The sequence below is a fragment of the Arthrobacter pigmenti genome, assembly GCF_011927905.1.
GTDB classification, from domain to species: Bacteria; Actinomycetota; Actinomycetes; order Actinomycetales; family Micrococcaceae; genus Arthrobacter_D; species Arthrobacter_D pigmenti.
Genome location: NZ_JAATJL010000001.1, coordinates 2232173 through 2250548, shown reverse-complemented (window position 1 = coordinate 2250548; position 18376 = coordinate 2232173). Strand labels below are relative to the sequence as shown.

Genomic DNA, 18376 nt, shown 5'->3' with positions numbered 1-18376 from the left:
GGGCCCTCGCCCACTACGCTGGATTGATGGCCGGATTGATGCGCGAACGCAGCGACGATTACGCGGAAGCGGTCCTCGACATCGTGCGGTTGATACCGCCCGGGAAAGTGCTCACCTACGGCGACATTGCAGAGATCCTCGAACAGGGCGGCCCCCGCCAGGTCGGAGCCGTGATGGCTCTGGGAAGCGAAGTGCCCTGGTGGAGGGTGATCCGCGCCGGAGGGAAACCTCCGCACGGACTCGAAGCGGCCGCGGTCGAACACTACAGGCAGGAGTCGACACCCCTCCGCCACCCCCGCGCGGGAGGTGCGGCGACGCACGGCCTGGGCTACCTCGTTGACATGAAAACTGCCAGATGGAACCCCGAACCGGTCGATCAGGAGCAGCTGCAGGGCATCCGGAAGCGCCTGGCACGGCGCTTGCGTGGCAGCGGGGAGGAATTGTCCGAGCCGGATGATGCAATGAACCTATGAACAGCCGAACGTCCGTGAACCCTGGTTCCAATCAGGTCTCGGAGCAGCCCGCTGCGCTCCGGCTCCCAATCGCTGCATCGGGTGCACGTTGTGCACGGGAAGAGTTTCGGCCGAGCCCGGATCAGCAGCAGGTCCTGGATCTCGGCAGTGGGGCTGGGCCGGTGCTGGTGCTTGGAGGACCTGGTACGGGGAAAACACAGCTCCTTGTAGAGGCCGCGGCCAACAGGATCGTCCAGGGTGAGCTGGATGCGGCCCGGATCCTGATCGTTGCCCCTACGCGTCTGGCAGCCGCGCGGCTCCGTGATGATTTGACCACACGCCTTGACCGCAGTTTGAGTGCCCCGCCGGCGCGCACCTGGTCCTCGTATGCGTTCGACCTCATCCGGCGGGCACGCGTCGCCGGTCTCCTCCCCGAACTCTCACGGGCCCCGCGGCTTCTCTCCGGTGCCGAGCAGGATCTCATCATCAAGGAGTTACTGGAAGGCCACCGCAGGCTCGGCGTCCTGCAATCCCGCTGGCCGGAGAGCCTCCAGCTGGCACTGGGGACGCGCGGGTTCCGGCAGGAGGTGCGTGAGCTGTTTGACCGGGTCAGCGAATACAGTTTGCACGCCGAAGACCTGGCGGACTTCGGCAGAAGGTTTGACCGCCCGGACTGGACGGCGGCCGCCGGCCTCTATCGCGAATACCGTGACGTCCTGGACCTGCGCATGCCTGAAGCCTTCGATCCCGCGGGAATTCTCACCGCCGCCCGGGGGATACTGGAACACAATCCCGAATTTCTCGCAGCGGAGCGCAGCAAGTACGGGCTCATTCTTGTCGATGATTACCAGGAGTCCAACACTGCCATCCATGCGCTGTGTGGAGTGATTGCGGAGGGCAAGGACACCATTGTGACGGCGTGTCCGGACACCGTGGTCCAGGGGTTCCGCGGTGCACGTCCGGAACTCGCAGGCAGGCTTTCGGAGGTGCTGGGGGAGGACCTGCGCACTATGGCGCTGACCACCTCCCACCGCCTGCCCGCGTCCATCGCATCCGCGTGGTTCTCCGTCGCCTCCCGCACACCGGTGGCTGGGACCTCCGTGCGATACCGCAACCTCGAGGAGCGAAACGCGCCGGTGCCCGCTGTCGCTGCCCGCGACACAGCCAATGCGGGTACTGTCTCGGCACACGTGGTTGATTCCGGTTACCACGAGCACAGGTATATAGCCCAGCGAATCCTCGAAGCCCATGTCGAGCAGGAACGCAGCTTCGACGACATCGCTGTCATTACCCGGACAGGCGCTCATGTTTCCGAACTTCAGCGGTACCTCGCCGCTCAGGACATTCCGGTCAGCGTACCGCCGGCCGAGCGCGCTATTCGTGATGAGCCGGCGGTACAACCCCTGCTGGACATCCTGGCGGTTCTCACTGGTGCGCGGGAACTCGAGGCAGAACTCGCCGTTTCCATCATGACGTCGCGGATCGGCGGTTCGGGAGCCCTTGAGATACGGCGCCTCAGACAGTTGCTCCGTCGCGAGGAACGACTGTCCGGCGGCGAACGCGATTCTGACCACCTGATTGTCGACGCCCTGAGCGCCGGAGCGGTTGATGACGCCCGACCGCAGTTCCGGCCGGTCCGCAGGCTCTCCGCAATGCTGGCTGCCGGGCGCGCGGCACTCGAAGACGGCGCCGGCACACCGGAGACCGTCCTGTGGGCCATATGGTCCGCCTCCGGTCTGTCTGCCCGGTGGGAGGAGGCGGCATTGAAGTCCGGCCTCTCCTCCGCGAGGGCTGACCGCGACCTGGACGCCGTCGTCGCGCTGTTCGAGACAGCCGAGAGGTATGTCGACCAGATGCCCGGAGCGCCCACCACAGGATTCCTCGAATACCTGCTGAGCCAGGAGCTACCGATGGACACGCTCGCCGCGCGTGCCCAGAAAGGTGCTGCTGTAGCGATCATGACCCCGGCAGCAGCGGCCGGCAGGCAGTGGCCGTTCGTCATAGTTGCCGGTGTGCAGGAAGGCGTGTGGCCCAACCTGCGGATTCGGGGTGAGCTACTGGGCTCCGGTGACCTGGTGGCGTTATTGGAACACGGCCCGGAGTTTCGGCGGTACCGGGACCCGCACGGCCTCATGCAGCTCACCCGGGCAGATGAGCTTCGAAGTTTCTCCGCGGCGATCAGTCGGGCTGCCGAGGAACTCTTGTGTGTCGCAGTGGATTCGGAGGACCTCCAACCATCCTCGTTCCTCGACATCGTTGACCCGCTGCCGACGGGGCAATCCACTCGTCCGCGGACTGTGGTGATGCGGCCGCTGACACTGCGGGCGCTGGTTGCCGAGTTACGCAAATATGCTCAGCAGCCGGACCGCCACCCGGACCTTGCAACGGAAGCTGTGCATCATCTCGGTGTCATGGCGCACCACGAACCTGAGGTGCCTGGTGCCCATCCGGACCAGTGGTGGGGGCTGGCGAGCCTGTCCTCCACCGAGCCTGTGGTTCCGGCTGATGCCCTGATCCCGGTGTCGCCATCCAAGGTGGAAGCAGTTCTGGCGTCGCCTCTGAACTGGTTCGTTTCGGCTGCCGGAGGGGAGCGGCCCACTGACTTTGCCCGAACACTGGGAACCCTCGTGCACTCGATCGCGCAGGATCTGCCGGATGCCACCGGCAATGAGTACGCGGCTGAGCTCATCCGCCGCTGGCCAACACTGGGGATGAAGGACACCTGGGAAGGAAAGGCTGACTTACGCCGCGCTGAACAAATGGTCAGGAAGTTGGGTGGGTACCTGGTCGAGATGCGCCGAGCCGGACGCACTCTTGAGAGTACGGAAGTGGACTTCGACGTGGAACTGCCCGTCACAGTGGAAGGTGTCGAACGCATCGCGCGTTTGCGTGGCCAAGTGGATCGTCTTGAGCTCGACCATGACGGACGCCTGTTCATCATCGACTTGAAGACCGGAAAATCAGCCCCGCAAGCAGAGGATGTCGCACAACACGCACAGCTCGCCGCCTATCAGGTTGCCGCTACGGAAGCCGGGTTTCAGACCCCCGATACTGCAGGAACAGCAGCTGTCGGCGGGGCGGCGCTTGTCCACCTGGGTACCGCCACCAAGGGGCCGAAGGTGCAGGAACAGCCGCCTCTCGGGTCGGATGATTCCTGGGCTCACGAGATGATCGAGCAGGCGGCGGGGCTGATGTCGGCGGTTGAGTTCGACGCCATCCACGATCCGAAGCGCTCAGGCTATGGACCTCCCGCGTGCAGGCTTCCCGAAATCTGTCCACTGTGTGCCGAGGGCAGGCAGGTGACCGAATGAGTGTGAAAGCATCCTCATCGCTTGACCATGATGCGCTGGATGGGAGCCTGTCGGCGGAGAATCTGGCCAGGCTTCTTCAGTCTGAGGCTGGCGCACAGGTGCTCTATCCGACCGATGAGCAGGTACTCATCATCGAGGCGCCACTGCAGCCGTTGCTCGTGCTCGCCGGTGCGGGATCCGGCAAGACCAAGACGATGGCTGACCGGGTTGTCTGGCTTGTCGCCAACAAGCTGGTGCGGCCGGAGCAGATCCTGGGGGTCACCTTCACCCGTAAGGCGGCAGGCGAACTAGCCGCCCGGATTCGGCAGCAGCTCGCCGCGCTCTATCGGGCGCAGGGCGAGGCTGAAACCGACACCCTGGACGAGCACCTGGAACCATCCATCTCTACTTACCATTCCTATGCCAATGGCATCGTCCAGGACTACGGGCTCCGGATCGGTGTCGAGCGTGATGCAGTCATGTTGGGTTCGGCACAGTCCTGGCAGCTCGCCAGCAGGATAGTGGAGTCGCATACGGGCGCCTGGGAACACATCACCGCCGCGAAGTCGACGCTGACGAACGCCGTTCTCACCATGGCTTCGGAGTGCGCCGAGCATCTTGTGGAACCGGCCAAGGTCCGGCGGGCGCTTGTGGAGCACATCGATGCTATCGGCGTACGTCAGTTCCAGGCGGGCAAGACCAAGCCACCAACCCAGGGCGTCGAGAAGCTCCTCAACAAGCTCCGTACGCGAATCACGGTCACCGAACTCGTCGAACGCTACTCCGCCGCGAAGCAGCAGGGCGGACAGCTCGACTTCGGTGACCTCGTATCGCTCGCTGCCCGCATCGTGAGTGAGGTGCCCGAAGCCGTACAGGTGGAACGGCAGAAATACGCCGTGATCCTGCTGGACGAGTTCCAGGACACATCCCACGCCCAAATGGTCCTGTTTTCCCGGCTCTTCGGCGATGGCCGTTCCGTCACGGCGGTCGGAGACCCGCACCAGTCCATCTATGGTTTCCGGGGTGCATCGGCCGGACAGCTCGGAACGTTCAGAACCCGTTTTCCAATCTCCAGGCCGGACACGCTGACCCCAGCACCCGTAGTCAACCTTTCGGTCGCCTGGCGCAACTCAACCAGTATCCTTGCCGCAGCCAACGCAGTATCCTCACCGTTGAACGTTCCCCCGCCGTGGATCGGCGAACAACACCGGCTCGAAGTCCCACGCCTGCAGCCCCGGCCCAAAGCTCCTCGGGGTGAGGTCTACCTCGCCCGCTATCTGAGCGAGAGCGCATCCGATGCGCAGCCCGCATCCCATCCGACGGATCCAATGAGCGATGAAGCGTCGGCACTCACACGCATCATCGAGGCGCAGCGGCGCCGGTCCTTCGACGTGGATGAGGCAGGCAGTCTTCTACGGCCGACGATCGCCGTGCTCTGTAGGGGACGGCGCCAGTTTGAAGCCCTGCGCCGCGCGTTGACCTCAGCGGGTCTTCCCGTCCAGATCATCGGGCTTGGAGGGCTCCTTCGAACGCCCGAGGTCATCGAGATACTCTCGGTGCTGCGCGTCCTTGGTGATCCGGAGCGTTCGGACGCCATGATGAGGCTTCTGGCAGGCGCCCGGTGGCGGTTGGGCAGTGCCGATCTGATGGCCCTCGGAGACTGGGCGCGGCAACTAGCTCACGATCGCGACGTTCGGCTGAATGAGCTGCGAACACGCAGCGAGGCTGCGCAATCAACCGGCGATGAGCTTAAGCGTGAAGAAGATGCGGGTCCGTCCGGTTCAACACCCGCCCCAATCGAAGAATCCCAACCGGCAAGTCTGGTTGACTCGGTTGACCACCTGCCGCCGCCTGGATGGGTGTCCGGGAACGGCAGGAGCCTCTCGGAGGCGGCCCGGTCCCGGTTGATCCGCCTGCGGAACGAACTGCGGCGCCTCAGGGAGTCGGTTGGGGACGATCTCCATACCCTGATCGGCGAGATCGAGCAGACGCTGCTGCTGGACATCGAACTGGCGGCCAAGCCGGGCGTGAGCATTCATGAGGCGCGTCGGAACCTTGATGCCTTTGCTGATGCGGTCAGCGGGTTCGTGTCCACATCGGAGCGCGTGGATCTGCCTGCCTTCCTCGCGTGGCTGGAAGCGGCGGACGCAGAGGAGGACGGCCTGCCGGTGACCGCCCTCGAAACCAGTCGGGAATCCGTACAGTTACTGACCGTCCACGCTGCAAAGGGGCTCGAATGGGACGTCGTCGTGGTTCCGGGCATGAATGAAGGCGCGTTCCCGAGCGGGTCCGATTCCCGATGGAGCTCCGGAGACGCCGCCATTCCATGGCCGCTCCGGGGTGACGCTGCGGAACTGCCCCAATGGGACTGGGATCAGCCGGACCAAAAGACGTGGTTGGAAAGCGAGAAACTATTCGCAGAAGACGCCGGATCCCACACCGAGCGGGAAGAGCGGCGACTCGCTTACGTCGCACTGACCCGCGCCCGGCATGTTCTGGTCTGTTCCTCATCGGCCTGGGGAGGAGGGCGCGCCAAGCCGACCGCGCCCTCAAGCTACCTGGAACAACTCAGGGAACTGGCGGCAGCTGGTGAGCGTGGCTACACGGAACTCGCATGGATCCAGGACAGCGAGGTGGGAGATAGCAATCCCGCGCGGGCAGCGAGCGAACGCGCGGCCTGGCCCACCGACCCCCTGGGGATGCGTCGCAACGCAATGGAGGAGGCAGCTGCCGCCGTTATCACGGCAGCAGAACAGAGGAAATCGATCGGCCAGCACCATTCCACAAATCAGGCGCAGAGCCGGTGGGCCGAAGAGGTCCGAAAGGCGTTGGCAAGGGCATCCGAGCGACGGTCAGTGGCCCCCGTGGAACTTCCAACCCACATTTCTGCGTCACTGATGGTCGAGTTGGCCGAAGACAGCTCTGCCGTGGCTCGGCGCCTGAGGCGGCCTGTGCCGCGTCGACCCGGTACGGCAGCACGCCGGGGTACCGCATTCCACGCCTGGATCGAGGAGTATTACGGGGCAACCGGGATGCTCGACCTCGGCGAGTTCCCCGGTGCCGCAGACACGTTTGTCGATCAGGGTCTGGGTCTTGAGGCACTCACCGATAACTTCAAGCGCTCCAGCTGGGCTGCCAGAGCACCGCACGACATCGAGATACCGGTGGAGACCCGGGTTGATGCCCTCGTTGTCCGGGGCCGCATAGATGCCGTGTTCCAGGACGACGACGGCAGCTGGGACCTGATCGACTGGAAGACGGGACGTCCTCCCGGACCCCGGGACCGCGACGCGAAAGCAGTCCAGCTGGCCGTCTACCGGTTGGCATGGTCACGTCTGCTGGACGTTCCCCTGCGGAGCGTGCGCGCTGCTTTCTACTATGTCAGCGACGATGTGTTGGTGCGGCCACACGATCTTGCGGACAGCGACGCGCTCGAACGCATCATCCGGAGGGCCACAGCGGGAGCATCGGCAAGCCACGCGCAAGGATCTGGCCAACGCCAAGAATGAACGGCCGTCTACGCCCGGGCAGGCGTTCGGCTCGTAATCGCTCAGGGCTGGCGCACCACGGGCAGGGCTGAGGTCTCGGTGCTGTCATGGTGAGCCGCTCCGGAATGCGTCGTATCGGCGCTCTCCGGAATGTCTCCGTCCCCTGCGCTGCCAGTGCGTGGATCGTCGTCGTCTTGCTGCGCATGGCCGGAGTCGGAGTCGGACTCAGCGTCGGGCTCATATCCGAATCCTGCCGGGGTGTCCATGTCAGACTCCGCCAAGGCTTCCGACGCGGCCGCCTCCTCTGCTGCAAGGTCGGCCGAAAGTGAATGCATCATGTCTTCCGCCTCAGCCACCATGGTGTGGTCATCGAGGGCGAGGCCGCGGACCATCCACTGGGCCAGCGCAAATTCCGCCGCCAGCGCGGCGCGGCGCAGCAGATGCTCATCTGCCGCATCCGAGCGCGCCGCCAGGTAGGCGGCATGGACGCGGTCGGCGAAATCGGCGTCGTGCGCTGCAGCGAGCCACGCGAAATCGTCTGCGGGGTCTGCCACCGTCAAATCGGTCCAGCCCGTAACGGCGCAGACCCGTCCCGCGGAGAACAGCAGGTTGTCTTCGTGGAGGTCCCCATGCACTACCGTCGGATTGAACCGCCAGAGCGTCACGTCCTCAAGGGCATGCTCCCACCGGCGCAGCAGATCAGACGGAATCCGTCCCGTGGTCGCAGCCTGGTCGAGCTCGTTGAGTCGGCGCTGCCGAACCTCGTTGGCTTCATAGCCGGGAAGGTCTGCCTCGCTGACCAGGGTCCGTGGCAGTTCATGGATGGCGGCGATCGCACGGCCGACTTCAACGGCCAGGTCCTTCCCGCCGGCAGTGAGCTCCTCCAGTGACCGGGTTGATCCTTCGATATGCGAGTACACGAATGTCCGTAAGTCACCCAGACGCACGGTGCCCGCGACGTGCGGAATGAGGAACGGAATCTCGGCGCGGACCGCGGGGGTGAAGGCGCGCAGAACCTGAAGTTCTGTCTCAAGGCGCATGCTTGCCTCGGCATGCCGGGGCGCGCGCACGCGCCACTGCTTTCCGGCCTCGTCGACCAGCAGCGCCGACTCGAAATCCGCGGGGTCGTCGGGGGCGCCTGAGACGCCGGTTGGGGCCAGCCCGGGCACGGCCGCACTCGCAAGGGCGGCGAGTTCCATCGGAGATCGTTTCACACTCTCAACCGTAAGGGCGCTGACCCGTCGCCTCGAAGGTACGACGACGGCGAGTCGCCGCTCGCGTCCCACTATTCCTCCAGATCGATCCTCCGAATGTCTTTTTGGGGGCGCGGGATCGTACCGTAGAACCATGAGCCAAGCAGTAGGCATCTCCAGCCTTCCACCCCTCGGATCCCTGCCTTTGGCGCGGGGGACAGCCGACCGCGGGTCGGCGCTGCGGATGGCTCCCGAGCTTTTCGACCGGCTGTGGGAGCAACCGGAAACCCGTGTTCTCCACTTGGCGGACCAGCGCGCCGCCGTGCGTGAGAACCGGTTGCTGCTGCAAAGTGCAGCGGAGGTGGAGCGTCCGGCGAATCCGATCTACCTTGGAAGCACCGTCGAAGCTGACCCTGAGGTTCCGGCAGGAACCCACATCGTTCTCGTCGAGCATCAGAGTCCGCAGGCCTCCATTGCACCGGAGGACAGCTGGCTGGGGTTGCGCACGGCGGCTTCAGTGCTGGTAACCCAGGAAGCCGGGCTCCTGGTCGAAGCAGTCGCAATTTCGAACTGGCACGCCAACCACACCCACTGTCCGCGCTGCGGCCAGCGCACTGAACCCACGGAAGGTGGGTGGGTGCGCCGGTGTCCGGCGGACGAGAGCCTGCACTACCCCCGAACAGATCCGGCGATCATCGTGACGGTGACTGATGAGGAAGACCGGTTACTGCTCGGCTCGTCAACGGCGTGGCCGGACAACAGGTATTCCACCCTCGCGGGTTTCGTCGAACCGGGGGAATCGCTGGAAGCCGCGGTTATCCGGGAGGTGGAGGAAGAATCCGGGATCGTAGTGCACTCACCGCAGTACCTGGGTTCGCAGCCCTGGCCGTTCCCGGCGTCCCTGATGCTGGGTTTCACCGCCAAAGCTGCGCACGCGGAGCCGGTTCCGGACGGCGTCGAAATCAAGGACGTGCGCTGGTTCAGCAGGGCCGAGATCTTTGAGCAGGTGAAGGCGGAACGCATCTCGATTGCCTCAGGGGCATCCATTGCGCGGGCTTTGATCGAGCATTGGTACGGCGGTCCGCTGGATGAAGAGCCTGCCGCCGGGAGGCCGTAGTGGAGAGTTCGGTCGAGGAACAGATTCTGTCCGGGTTGGACGATGAACAGCGGGCCGTCGCGTCACAGCTGACCGGACCGTTGTGCGTGCTCGCGGGAGCCGGAACCGGCAAGACGCGCGCCATCACCCACCGCATCGCCTACGGCGTGCACAGCGGGGTGTACAAGCCGCAGCAAGTACTTGCAGTGACTTTCACAGCGCGGGCGGCGGCGGAGATGCGAACCCGGCTGCGGGATCTCGGAGCGCAAGGCGTACAGGCCCGGACCTTCCATGCCGCAGCCCTTCGGCAATTGCAGTACTTCTGGCCGCAGGCGGTGGGTGGCTCCCTCCCGGCCCTCGTGGACCACAAGGCACAGCTCATTGCGGAGGCGTCCCGGCGATTGCGCCTCAGCACCGACCGGGCGAGCATCCGCGACCTGGCGGCGGAGATCGAATGGGCAAAGGTGTCGATGCTCACGCCCGATACGTATGCTGAAGCCGCTGTCGGTCGCGCCGAGCCGGCCGGCATGGATCCAACCACGGTGACCCGCCTGTTCGCTGCCTATGAGGACCTCAAGGTGGACCGCAACGTGATCGACTTCGAGGACGTGCTGCTGATTACTGTGGGCATCCTCCAGGAGGACGAGAAGGTTGCGGCAACGGTCCGGTCGCAATACCGGCACTTCGTGGTGGACGAGTACCAGGACGTTTCACCCCTCCAGCAGCGGCTCCTTGACCTGTGGCTGGGGGAGCGGGAGGAGCTGTGCGTGGTGGGGGACGCGAGCCAGACCATCTACTCCTTCACCGGAGCAACGAGCACCCACCTGCTCGAATTCACCGCCCGGCACCGGCAGGCGCAGGTCATCAAACTGGTGCGCGACTACCGTTCGACACCGCAGGTCGTCCATCTGGCGAACTCGCTGCTTGCCGCACGCACGGCGGAGGGAGAACGCCGTGGAAACCGCGGCACCTGGGCAACTCCGCTCCAGCTCATCGCACAGCGCCCCGCGGGCCCGGCGCCCACCTTCACCGAATGCAGTGATGACGAAGCCGAGGCCGCCGATGTTGCCCGGCGCATCAGCGTCCTGCTCAACGAAGGAGTGCTCGCCAGCGAAATCGCGGTGCTGTACCGGACCAACGGCCAGTCAGAAGCGTACGAGCAGGCGCTCGCCGCAGCGGGGATCGGTTACCAGCTTCGGGGTGGGGAGAGGTTCTTCGCCCGTCGTGAGGTTCGGGACAGCCTCCTTCAGCTTCGCGCGGCGGCCCGCACAGCGAACGACGACGACGTCCCCCAGTTGGTGCGCGATGTCCTGGCCTCGTTGGGCTATACCCGTGAAGCGCCGCAGAGTTCCGGCGCTGTCCGGGAAAAGTGGGAATCGTTGGCCGCGCTGGTTTCCCTTGCGGACGAACTGCAGTCAGCGCGTTCAGAGCAGGGCTTCACCCTGCAGGATTTCGTGGCGGAGCTGGAGGAACGGGCGGCCGCTCAGCACGCTCCGACGGTGCAGGGTGTCACGCTCGCTTCGTTGCATTCGGCGAAGGGCCTTGAATGGGACGCGGTGTTTCTGGTGGGGCTCAGCGAAGGGCTCATGCCCATATCCTTCGCGGACACACCGGACGCCGTCGATGAGGAACGGCGGCTGCTCTACGTCGGAATCACGCGGGCACGGAAACACCTGGCCCTTTCCTGGTCTACGTCCCGGACACCGGGCGGCCGTGCATCCCGGAAGCCTTCACGGTTCCTCGACGGTCTGCGCCCCGAAACGGAAGGCAGGCGGACGTTCCGGGAGCCTGCGGCGAAGCGTCAGCGAAAAGTGGCCGCTCCCGCGCACTGCCGATCCTGCGGAAAAGTGCTGGGAACCGGTGCCGAGCGGAAGATCGGCCGCTGCCAGGATTGTCCGGCGAACTACAGCGAGGAGACCTTCGAAGCCCTGCGTTCGTGGCGTCTGCAGGCAGCGCGTGAGGCCGACGTCCCTGCGTTCGTCGTATTCACCGACGCCACCCTCGTCGCCATCGCCGAAGCGCGCCCTGACTCGCTGACGAAGCTGGCCGAACTCGCTGGTGTCGGGCCAGCCAAGCTCGAGCGTTACGGAGAGTCGGTGCTGGATGTCCTCGGCGATCAAAACTGAACGTCAGCAAACGCGGGTCGGAACCCATGAGCGATGAAATCTCGAACCAGCGCAACCGGTTTCCTGTTGAGGTTCGGCGTTCTGCCCGTCGGCGACGCACCGTCAGCGTAGATCTGCGGGACGGTGTCGCTGTGGTGTCCATTCCCGCAACGTTTACGCGCCGGCAGGAGCAGCAGTGGGTCGAGCGCATGGTCGCGAAGCTGCACGCAAAATCGGTGCGTCCCGCGGAATCAGAGTCGGCGTTGACCGTCCGTGCCGCAGAACTGTCTACCCGCTACCTCGCCGGTAAGGGCCTCCCGGACAGCATCCGGTGGGTCACTAACCAGAATTCACGCTGGGGTTCGGCAACGCCCGTCGCCCGCGCCATCAGACTCTCCCACAAGCTGCAGGGCATGCCCGAATGGGTTGTTGACTACGTCATCCTTCACGAGATGGCGCATCTGATCGAACCATCGCATAACAGCCGGTTCTGGGCACTACTCAAGGCGTACCCGCACACCGAAACCGCGAAGGCGTTCCTGCAGGGCGCAGCCTTCGCCGCCGACCACGGCCTGAGCGGCCGTTAGGGCCGTGGCCGGGAATAACCACTAGCTGCGCGGGCCGTCGTCGTTCTTCGGCTGGTCCTCGTCCCCGTCTTCGGAACCGGTGTCGGGTGCTGAATCCTCACCGTTGGGGCTGGCATCGCCGCCATCTGGCCCGGCGGTTCCCGGCTCATTTTGGGAGGAACCGGCTGGTGAGTCGAACCCGCCGTCGAGTAGCTTCTGCAGAGCGGCATCGACGTCGGCGTCTGCCGATTCCGCGAGTTGGCGCCGCTTGCTGAAGCCAGCCGGGTCGTCGAGGTCCTCGGGGGTGGGGAGAAGATCAGGGTGTTGCCAGATCGCGTCGCGTCCGGCAATCCCGCGTTCCCCGAGGAGCTGTTCCCACAGCGCGGCCGCGTCCCGCAGCCGGCGGGGCCGCAATTCCAGGCCAACGAGGGAGGCGAAGGCGTTTTCCGCCGGCCCGCCGGTGGCCCGCCGTCGTCGTACCATTTCGCGGAGGGAAACGGAGGAGGGGAGGTTGACGGTGGCTGCCGCAGTGAGCTCATCCACCCAGCCCTCGACCAGGGCGAGCGTGGTCTCCAGCCGGGCAAGTGCAGCATCCTGCGCGGGCGTGCGCTCAGGCATGAATACCCCCTGGGACAGGGCCGCCTGCACGGACTCGGGGTTGGACGGGTCGATGTCCCTTGCGACATCCTCAATCTTCGACATATCAATGTGGATACCTCGAGCGAAGCTTTCGATCGCACCCAGCAGGTGGCCGGTCAGCCATGGCACGTGGGTGAACAGACGCACGTGCGCTGCCTCCCGCGTGGCCAGGAAGAGCCGGATATCTTCGTCCGGAATGTCCAGGCCTTCGCCGAACGAGGCAACGTTGGCTGGCAACAGGGCCATGCTGTTTTCGGCCAGCGGGATGCCGATGTCCGTAGAACTGACGACATCGCGGGACAGGGCTCCGACAGCCTGCCCGAGCTGCATTCCGAACATCGCTCCGCCCATGTTCTGCAGCATCGACGCGGCGCCGCCCATCATGGTTTTCATCTCTTCGGGCATCTGCTCGGTGATGGCGTTGGAGAGGGCGAGGGCGATACTCGTGGCGACCGGCTCCGTGAGGCGTTGCCAGGTTCCCATTGTTGCTTCCACCCACTCGGCGCGGGACCATGCACGGCCGAGCAGGGCAGTCGCCGGAAAGTCCGTGACGGGATCCAGCCACATCTCGGCGAGGCGCAGGGCGTCATCAACTTCCCGCTGTTCCTTGCTGCTGACGGAGGGATCCCCGCCTGTGGCAGCTGCCCGCCTGGCCTGTTCGCGGGCAAGGGTCCAGTTCACCGGGCCTTCCGACTGGGCGGAGAACATTGCCTGGACCTGCTGCATCATCATGGCCATGGTCTGGGGATCGTTCGGCAGGCCGGCCGCCTTCGCGATCTCCTTCGGATCCATGCCCTGCATGTTGCCGCCCATGAGCCGCTCCAGCATCTCGGAGAGGGGATCCTTGGGGGTGTCGTCGTCGTTGTTCGACGGGTTGGAACTCATCGATACCACCGGTCCTAGGTGTAAATGGTGCGGTTCAGGGGTGATTGGGAAGACGGTCCGGGCGAAGTTCGCGGATACCCGGAGCTCAAAGTCGGTCGGGACTCACACGTTACCGTCAGCGTTCGGTGTTGTCCCGCGCCCCGCACTTCAGTTCGCTCTAGGCAAAGCCCAACGGGGCAAGAGGTACTGTCCGCGCACATTCCCACCCGGGAACCTGCGCCGCGGCTTGTACGCTTGACTTGTGATGCCCTGCTGCCGCACGCCGGTAACGGGTTCGCTCCTATTCCAAAGGTGACACTCTTGACCCAGCCGCTTTCCCAGGACACGATCCAGCCTGACCACGGCCCCCGGAAACGTGATCCCCGCTTCACGGTGATGTGGGCGTCTGGTCTACTCGCGGCGGGGTTGGGCGTGGCAGCGGTGACATTGCCGGCGCCGTATGTCATCGAATCTCCGGGCCCGACGTTCAACACCATCGGCCAGATTGACTCGGAGCCGTTGATCAGCGTGGACGGGCGCGAAACCTACCCGACCAGCGGAGGTCTGGACCTGACAACGGTGTTCGTATCGGGCAGTCCCGGACAGCCGGTCAGTATCTTCGACGCGTTTCGCGCGTGGGCAGATCCTGCACAGGCGGTAACTCCCCGTGAACTGGTCTACCCGCCGGATGTTTCCGAATCCGATATCGAGGAGCGCAACGCTGCGGCCATGACCTCGTCGCAGGAGTCGGCCGTCGCTGCCGCCCTCTCGCACCTTGAAGTTCCCTATGAAGAAACGCTGTCAGTTGTCGGGCTGGCACAGGATTCTGCGTCGGAGGGCATCCTGCAGGAGGGGGACGTGCTGGTAGCCATCAATGGCGAGCCGATCGAGTCATTGGAGCCGTTGAAGGACGCGCTCAACGCAGCCGGCGGGGAGAGCGTCGAAATCACGGTCCTGCGTGAAGGCGGGGAGGTTATCGAGACAGTCACACCGATCGAGTCGGAGACCGGCGACTACCAACTCGGCGTGTTCCTGATGTCCGAGTTCCAGTTCCCCTTCGACGTCGACGTCGCGCTGAACAACGTCGGTGGCCCGTCAGCGGGCATGATGTTCGCGCTGGGCATCGTGGACAAGCTCACCGAGGGGGAGCTGACCGGTGGGGAGCACTTCGCCGGAACCGGAACCATCGACTCGTCGGGCAACGTGGGCCCCATTGGTGGAATCCGCCAGAAACTCATCGGCGCGCGCGACGCCGGAGCCGAGGTTTTCCTGGCACCGGCTGCGAATTGCGAAGAGGTTGTCGGCCACGTACCCGACGGCCTGCGCGTGGTGCGCGTGCAGACCCTCGATGATGCGGTGGACGCTGTCCGCACCCTGGGGGCAGAGAACGACGACGGCGCCCAGCTTGCATCCTGCGAGAGCTGATGTTTCGCTTCCTTTCCTGAATTAGGACACGATTCAGTGTCGATCGCGCCTCGCTGCCCCTGGGCCGGAACCGAATTGGCCCGCCCAGACGTGGACAAGGCAGAATGAAGAACGATGGGGGTTGCGCTTGAGGGCGCATCCATATGCCCACGCAGCGTGACTCCGTACAGCCAACGATGAGGTAATAGTGACATCCGGACCAGACCGGCCCTTCAGCAGCAGGCCTAGCCAATCGAGTTCCTCCCCAAACCGGCGACGCGGACCTTTGGTCCCCACCCTGATCGTGCTCGGTCTGCTCGTCGTTGCATTCGTGTATTTCTCCCAGGTGTATGCAGACGTGCTCTGGTACAACCAGTTGGGGTTCCTCGAGGTTTTCGTGACGGAGAACCTCTCACGGATCGGCTTGTTTGTCGCGGCCTTCCTGATCATGGGAGCGAGCGTCTACTTCAGTCTGCGGATTGCGTACCGCTCCCGGCCCATTTATGCGCCGGACAGCAACGTCCAGGACAACCTGAACCGCTACCAGGCCCAGCTCGAGCCGATCCGCAAGCTCCTGATGATCGGCATCCCGATTGTTCTCGGCGCATTCGCCGGGACCGCTGCTTCTTCGCAGTGGGAAACCATGCTCCTCTTCTTCAACGCGGAGCCGTTCGGAGAAGTGGACCCCGAGTTCGGACTGGACATCGGCTTCTATGTCTTCACCTTGCCGTTCCTCGGCTTCCTTCTTGGATTCCTCATCAGCATCGTGGTGATCAGCGGTATTGCCGCCATCCTCACGCACTACTTGTACGGCGGTATCCGACTCGAGGAGAAGGGGCTGTTCACCAGTCGTGCGGCGCGGACACAGATTGCGGTCCTCGCAGCACTGTTCCTGATCCTGCAGGGAGTGAACTACTGGCTCGATCGGTACGCCACTGTCACCAGCAGCGATGGCAATTGGACAGGAGCCCTCTATACCGATGTGAACGCGGTGATTCCAACGAAGGCGATCCTTGCTGCGGCCGCCGTCATCGTCGCCGTACTGTTTATCGTCTCCGCCGTGATCGGCCGCTGGCGGCTCCCGGTCATCGGGACCGCAATGCTGGTCATCACTGCCATCCTTGCCGGCGGCGTGTACCCGTGGATAATCCAGCGGGTCCAGGTGGAGCCCAACGAGTTCGCTCGTGAGGAGCAGTACATCGAGAGCAACATTACGATGACCCGCGCCGCCTACGGTCTCGACGATGTTCAGGTCAATAATTACCCCGTCGAAGAAGTTCCCCAGGAAGGCGCGTTGAACGCGGACGGCGAGACCACTGCGAACATTCGGCTGCTCGACCCGAACCTGGTGAGCGACGCATTCAGCCAGTTGCAGCAGTTCCGCCAGTATTACCAGTTTCCGGAGATCCTCAACGTAGACCGCTACGAGATCGATGGGGAGGTGGAGGACACCGTCATTGCCGTCCGTGAACTCAACACGGCGGGTGTGCCCGACGGCTGGGTCAACGAGCACGTGTTCTACACGCACGGCTACGGCGTAGTTGCCGCAGCTGGGTCCACGGTGCAGCCGGATGGACGGCCTGAATTCATCCAATCTGGTATCCCAACCACGGGTGTCCTGGGCGACGAGAGTACCTACGAGCCGCGAATCTACTTCGGGGATGAGTCCCCCGAGTACTCGATCGTGGGTGCTCCGGAAGGTGCAGCGCCGCAGGAGATCGACCGGCCGGAGACCGAAGGTGCCACCCAAGAGGCACGCAGTACCTTCCAGGGGGATGGCGGGCCGCGGATCGGCAACTTCTTCAATCGACTGGTGTATGCACTGAAGTTCCAGTCCACGGACCTGTTGCTATCAGACCAGGTGAACTCGGAATCGCAGATCCTTTACGACCGTGACCCCGTTGATCGTGTCGAGAAGATCGCTCCGTATCTGACACTCGACAGCAATAGCTATCCAGCCATCGTTGATGGACGAGTGAAGTGGATCATTGAGGGTTACACCACCACCACTGAGTACCCATATTCGACGCAGCAGGAGCTTCAATCCGCGACCGTCGATTCGCTGACTGCAGAGGGCGTTGCCACCGCACTGCCCGCTGAGCAGGTCAACTACATCCGCAATGCCGTCAAGGCCACAGTCGACGCCTACGACGGGTCGGTGGATCTTTACGCCTGGGACGATCAGGACCCCATCCTCAAGGCGTGGCAGAAGGTCTACCCCACGTCCCTGAAGCCGTACAGCGAAATGTCGGCCGATTTGATGGCGCACGTGCGTTACCCGGAGGATCTCTTCAAGGTCCAGCGCGAGTTGCTGGCCCGGTATCACGTGACCGAAACCTTGCCATTCTTCAACAACAGCGAGGCGTGGACAGTCCCGGTTGATCCAACGCTTGAGGAGGAGGAGCAGGAGGTCAAGCAGCCCCCGTTCTACCTCTCGCTCCAGATGCCCGAGCAGGAATCGGCAAGCTTCTCGCTGACCACGCCATTCATTCCCTTTGTCCCCGAGGGGCAGCAGGCACGGAACATCCTGTACGGCTTTTTGGCTGCCGATGGAGATGCCGGGACCGGTGAGGACGGTGTGAAGGCCGAGACGTACGGCACCTTGCGGTTGCTCGATACCTCCGGTGAGGACTCCGCCGTCGGTCCGGGCCAGGCAGCAAACCTCTTCAACTCCGATACCAACGTCTCGCAGGAGCTGAACCTGCTGCGTCAGGGCGCCTCCGAGGTGATCAGCGGTAACCTGCTGACTCTCCCCATCGGTGGCGGCATCGCTTATGTGCAGCCGGTATTTGTCCAGTCCTCGGGTGACTCGTCTTTCCCTGTCCTTCGTCGCGTACTCGTGAGCTTCGGTGAACAGGTTGGCTTCGCGCCCACCCTCGCTGAGGCGTTGGATCAGGTGTTCCAGGGCGATTCGGGTGCCGAGACCGGCGATAGCGAGAACGTCGGCGAAACTCCGGATGATCCGGCGGCGCCCCCTGCCGGAGAGGAACCCACAGGGGAACCGACTGAGGAACCCACGGGTGAGCCTACGCCTCCTGCAGATCCAGGTACGGGCGATCCCGCCGCGGACCTGCGGGCGGCGCTTGAGGATGCAAACGCGGCAATCCAGGAGGGGCAGGCAGCGCTGGCTGAAGGCGATTTCGCAGCGTACGGCGAAGCGCAGGAGCGGCTCGACCAGGCTCTCCAGCGCGCGCTCGACGCCGAAACCCGCCTTTCAGAAGCAGGCGGCGAGCCTACCGAATAGGCCGTCAAGGGCTCGATTTGTGATCCCATCCCGCG

General features: G+C 64.2%; 10 protein-coding genes. 8 read left to right on the top strand and 2 right to left on the bottom strand.

Going from position 1 to position 18376, the window contains the following annotated elements:
* Positions 1–26 precede the first annotated feature (26 nt).
* The 3 genes from BJ994_RS10345 to BJ994_RS10335 are packed head-to-tail and all read left to right on the top strand — an operon-like array spanning position 27 to position 7251.
* Positions 27–473, top strand: coding sequence for an MGMT family protein (locus BJ994_RS10345; protein ID WP_167993862.1), 447 nt, complete (start codon positions 27–29; stop codon positions 471–473).
* The gene (locus BJ994_RS10340; RefSeq protein ID WP_167993860.1) at positions 470–3763 is read left to right on the top strand and encodes an ATP-dependent helicase; all 3294 of its coding nucleotides are present in this window, start codon (positions 470–472) and stop codon (positions 3761–3763) included. Before BJ994_RS10345 ends, BJ994_RS10340 begins: the two co-directional genes overlap by 4 nt.
* Positions 3760–7251 carry an ATP-dependent helicase gene (locus BJ994_RS10335; protein ID WP_167993858.1) on the top strand — a complete coding sequence of 1164 codons (3492 nt, stop codon included), beginning with the start codon at positions 3760–3762 and terminating at the stop codon, positions 7249–7251. Before BJ994_RS10340 ends, BJ994_RS10335 begins: the two co-directional genes overlap by 4 nt.
* Positions 7252–7292: 41 nt before the next feature.
* On the opposite strand, the gene BJ994_RS10330 is transcribed toward BJ994_RS10335, so the two are convergent.
* Positions 7293–8444 (bottom strand): phosphotransferase, encoded by a 1152-nt coding sequence (locus BJ994_RS10330; protein ID WP_167993856.1) that lies wholly within the window; start codon positions 8442–8444, stop codon positions 7293–7295.
* A 133-nt stretch (positions 8445–8577) separates the two neighbouring features.
* On the opposite strand from BJ994_RS10330, the gene nudC reads away from it, so the two are divergent.
* The 3 genes from nudC to BJ994_RS10315 are packed head-to-tail and all read left to right on the top strand — an operon-like array spanning position 8578 to position 12211.
* Positions 8578–9540: an NAD(+) diphosphatase gene (gene nudC, locus BJ994_RS10325; RefSeq protein ID WP_167993854.1), complete on the top strand. Its 963-nt coding sequence runs from the start codon at positions 8578–8580 to the stop codon at positions 9538–9540.
* The gene (locus BJ994_RS10320; protein ID WP_167993852.1) at positions 9540–11645 is read left to right on the top strand and encodes a UvrD-helicase domain-containing protein; all 2106 of its coding nucleotides are present in this window, start codon (positions 9540–9542) and stop codon (positions 11643–11645) included. The genes nudC and BJ994_RS10320 overlap by 1 nt, the downstream gene beginning before the upstream one ends.
* A gap of 26 nt (positions 11646–11671) precedes the next feature.
* Positions 11672–12211: a M48 metallopeptidase family protein gene (locus BJ994_RS10315; protein ID WP_167993850.1), complete on the top strand. Its 540-nt coding sequence runs from the start codon at positions 11672–11674 to the stop codon at positions 12209–12211.
* A gap of 21 nt (positions 12212–12232) precedes the next feature.
* Here the strand turns inward: BJ994_RS10315 and BJ994_RS10310 are convergent, their stop codons facing one another.
* On the bottom strand, positions 12233–13714 hold the full coding sequence (locus tag BJ994_RS10310; RefSeq protein WP_167993848.1) for a zinc-dependent metalloprotease: 1482 nt from the start codon (positions 13712–13714) through the stop codon (positions 12233–12235).
* 291 nt (positions 13715–14005) lie between these two features.
* Here BJ994_RS10310 and BJ994_RS10305 point away from each other — a divergent pair, with 291 nt between their 5' ends.
* Together BJ994_RS10305 and BJ994_RS10300 are read left to right on the top strand one after the other, a co-directional pair.
* Entirely contained in the window at positions 14006–15118 is a 1113-nt protein-coding gene (locus BJ994_RS10305; RefSeq protein WP_342450353.1) for a YlbL family protein, read from the top strand.
* Positions 15119–15383: 265 nt separating this feature from the next.
* Entirely contained in the window at positions 15384–18341 is a 2958-nt protein-coding gene (locus BJ994_RS10300; RefSeq protein WP_209066778.1) for a UPF0182 family membrane protein, read from the top strand.
* Positions 18342–18376 lie beyond the last annotated feature (35 nt).

What these genes read in the sequence shown, in the direction of transcription:
- BJ994_RS10340 (WP_167993860.1), top strand. Translation starts at nt 470, where the DNA reads ATGAACAGCCGAACGTCCGTGAACCCTGGTTCCAATCAGGTCTCGGAG.
- BJ994_RS10345 (WP_167993862.1), top strand. Translation starts at nt 27, where the DNA reads ATGGCCGGATTGATGCGCGAACGCAGCGACGATTACGCGGAAGCGGTC.
- BJ994_RS10315 (WP_167993850.1), top strand. Translation starts at nt 11,672, where the DNA reads ATGAGCGATGAAATCTCGAACCAGCGCAACCGGTTTCCTGTTGAGGTT.
- nudC (WP_167993854.1), top strand. Translation starts at nt 8,578, where the DNA reads ATGAGCCAAGCAGTAGGCATCTCCAGCCTTCCACCCCTCGGATCCCTG.
- BJ994_RS10335 (WP_167993858.1), top strand. Translation starts at nt 3,760, where the DNA reads ATGAGTGTGAAAGCATCCTCATCGCTTGACCATGATGCGCTGGATGGG.
- BJ994_RS10310 (WP_167993848.1), bottom strand. Translation starts at nt 13,714, where the DNA reads ATGAGTTCCAACCCGTCGAACAACGACGACGACACCCCCAAGGATCCC.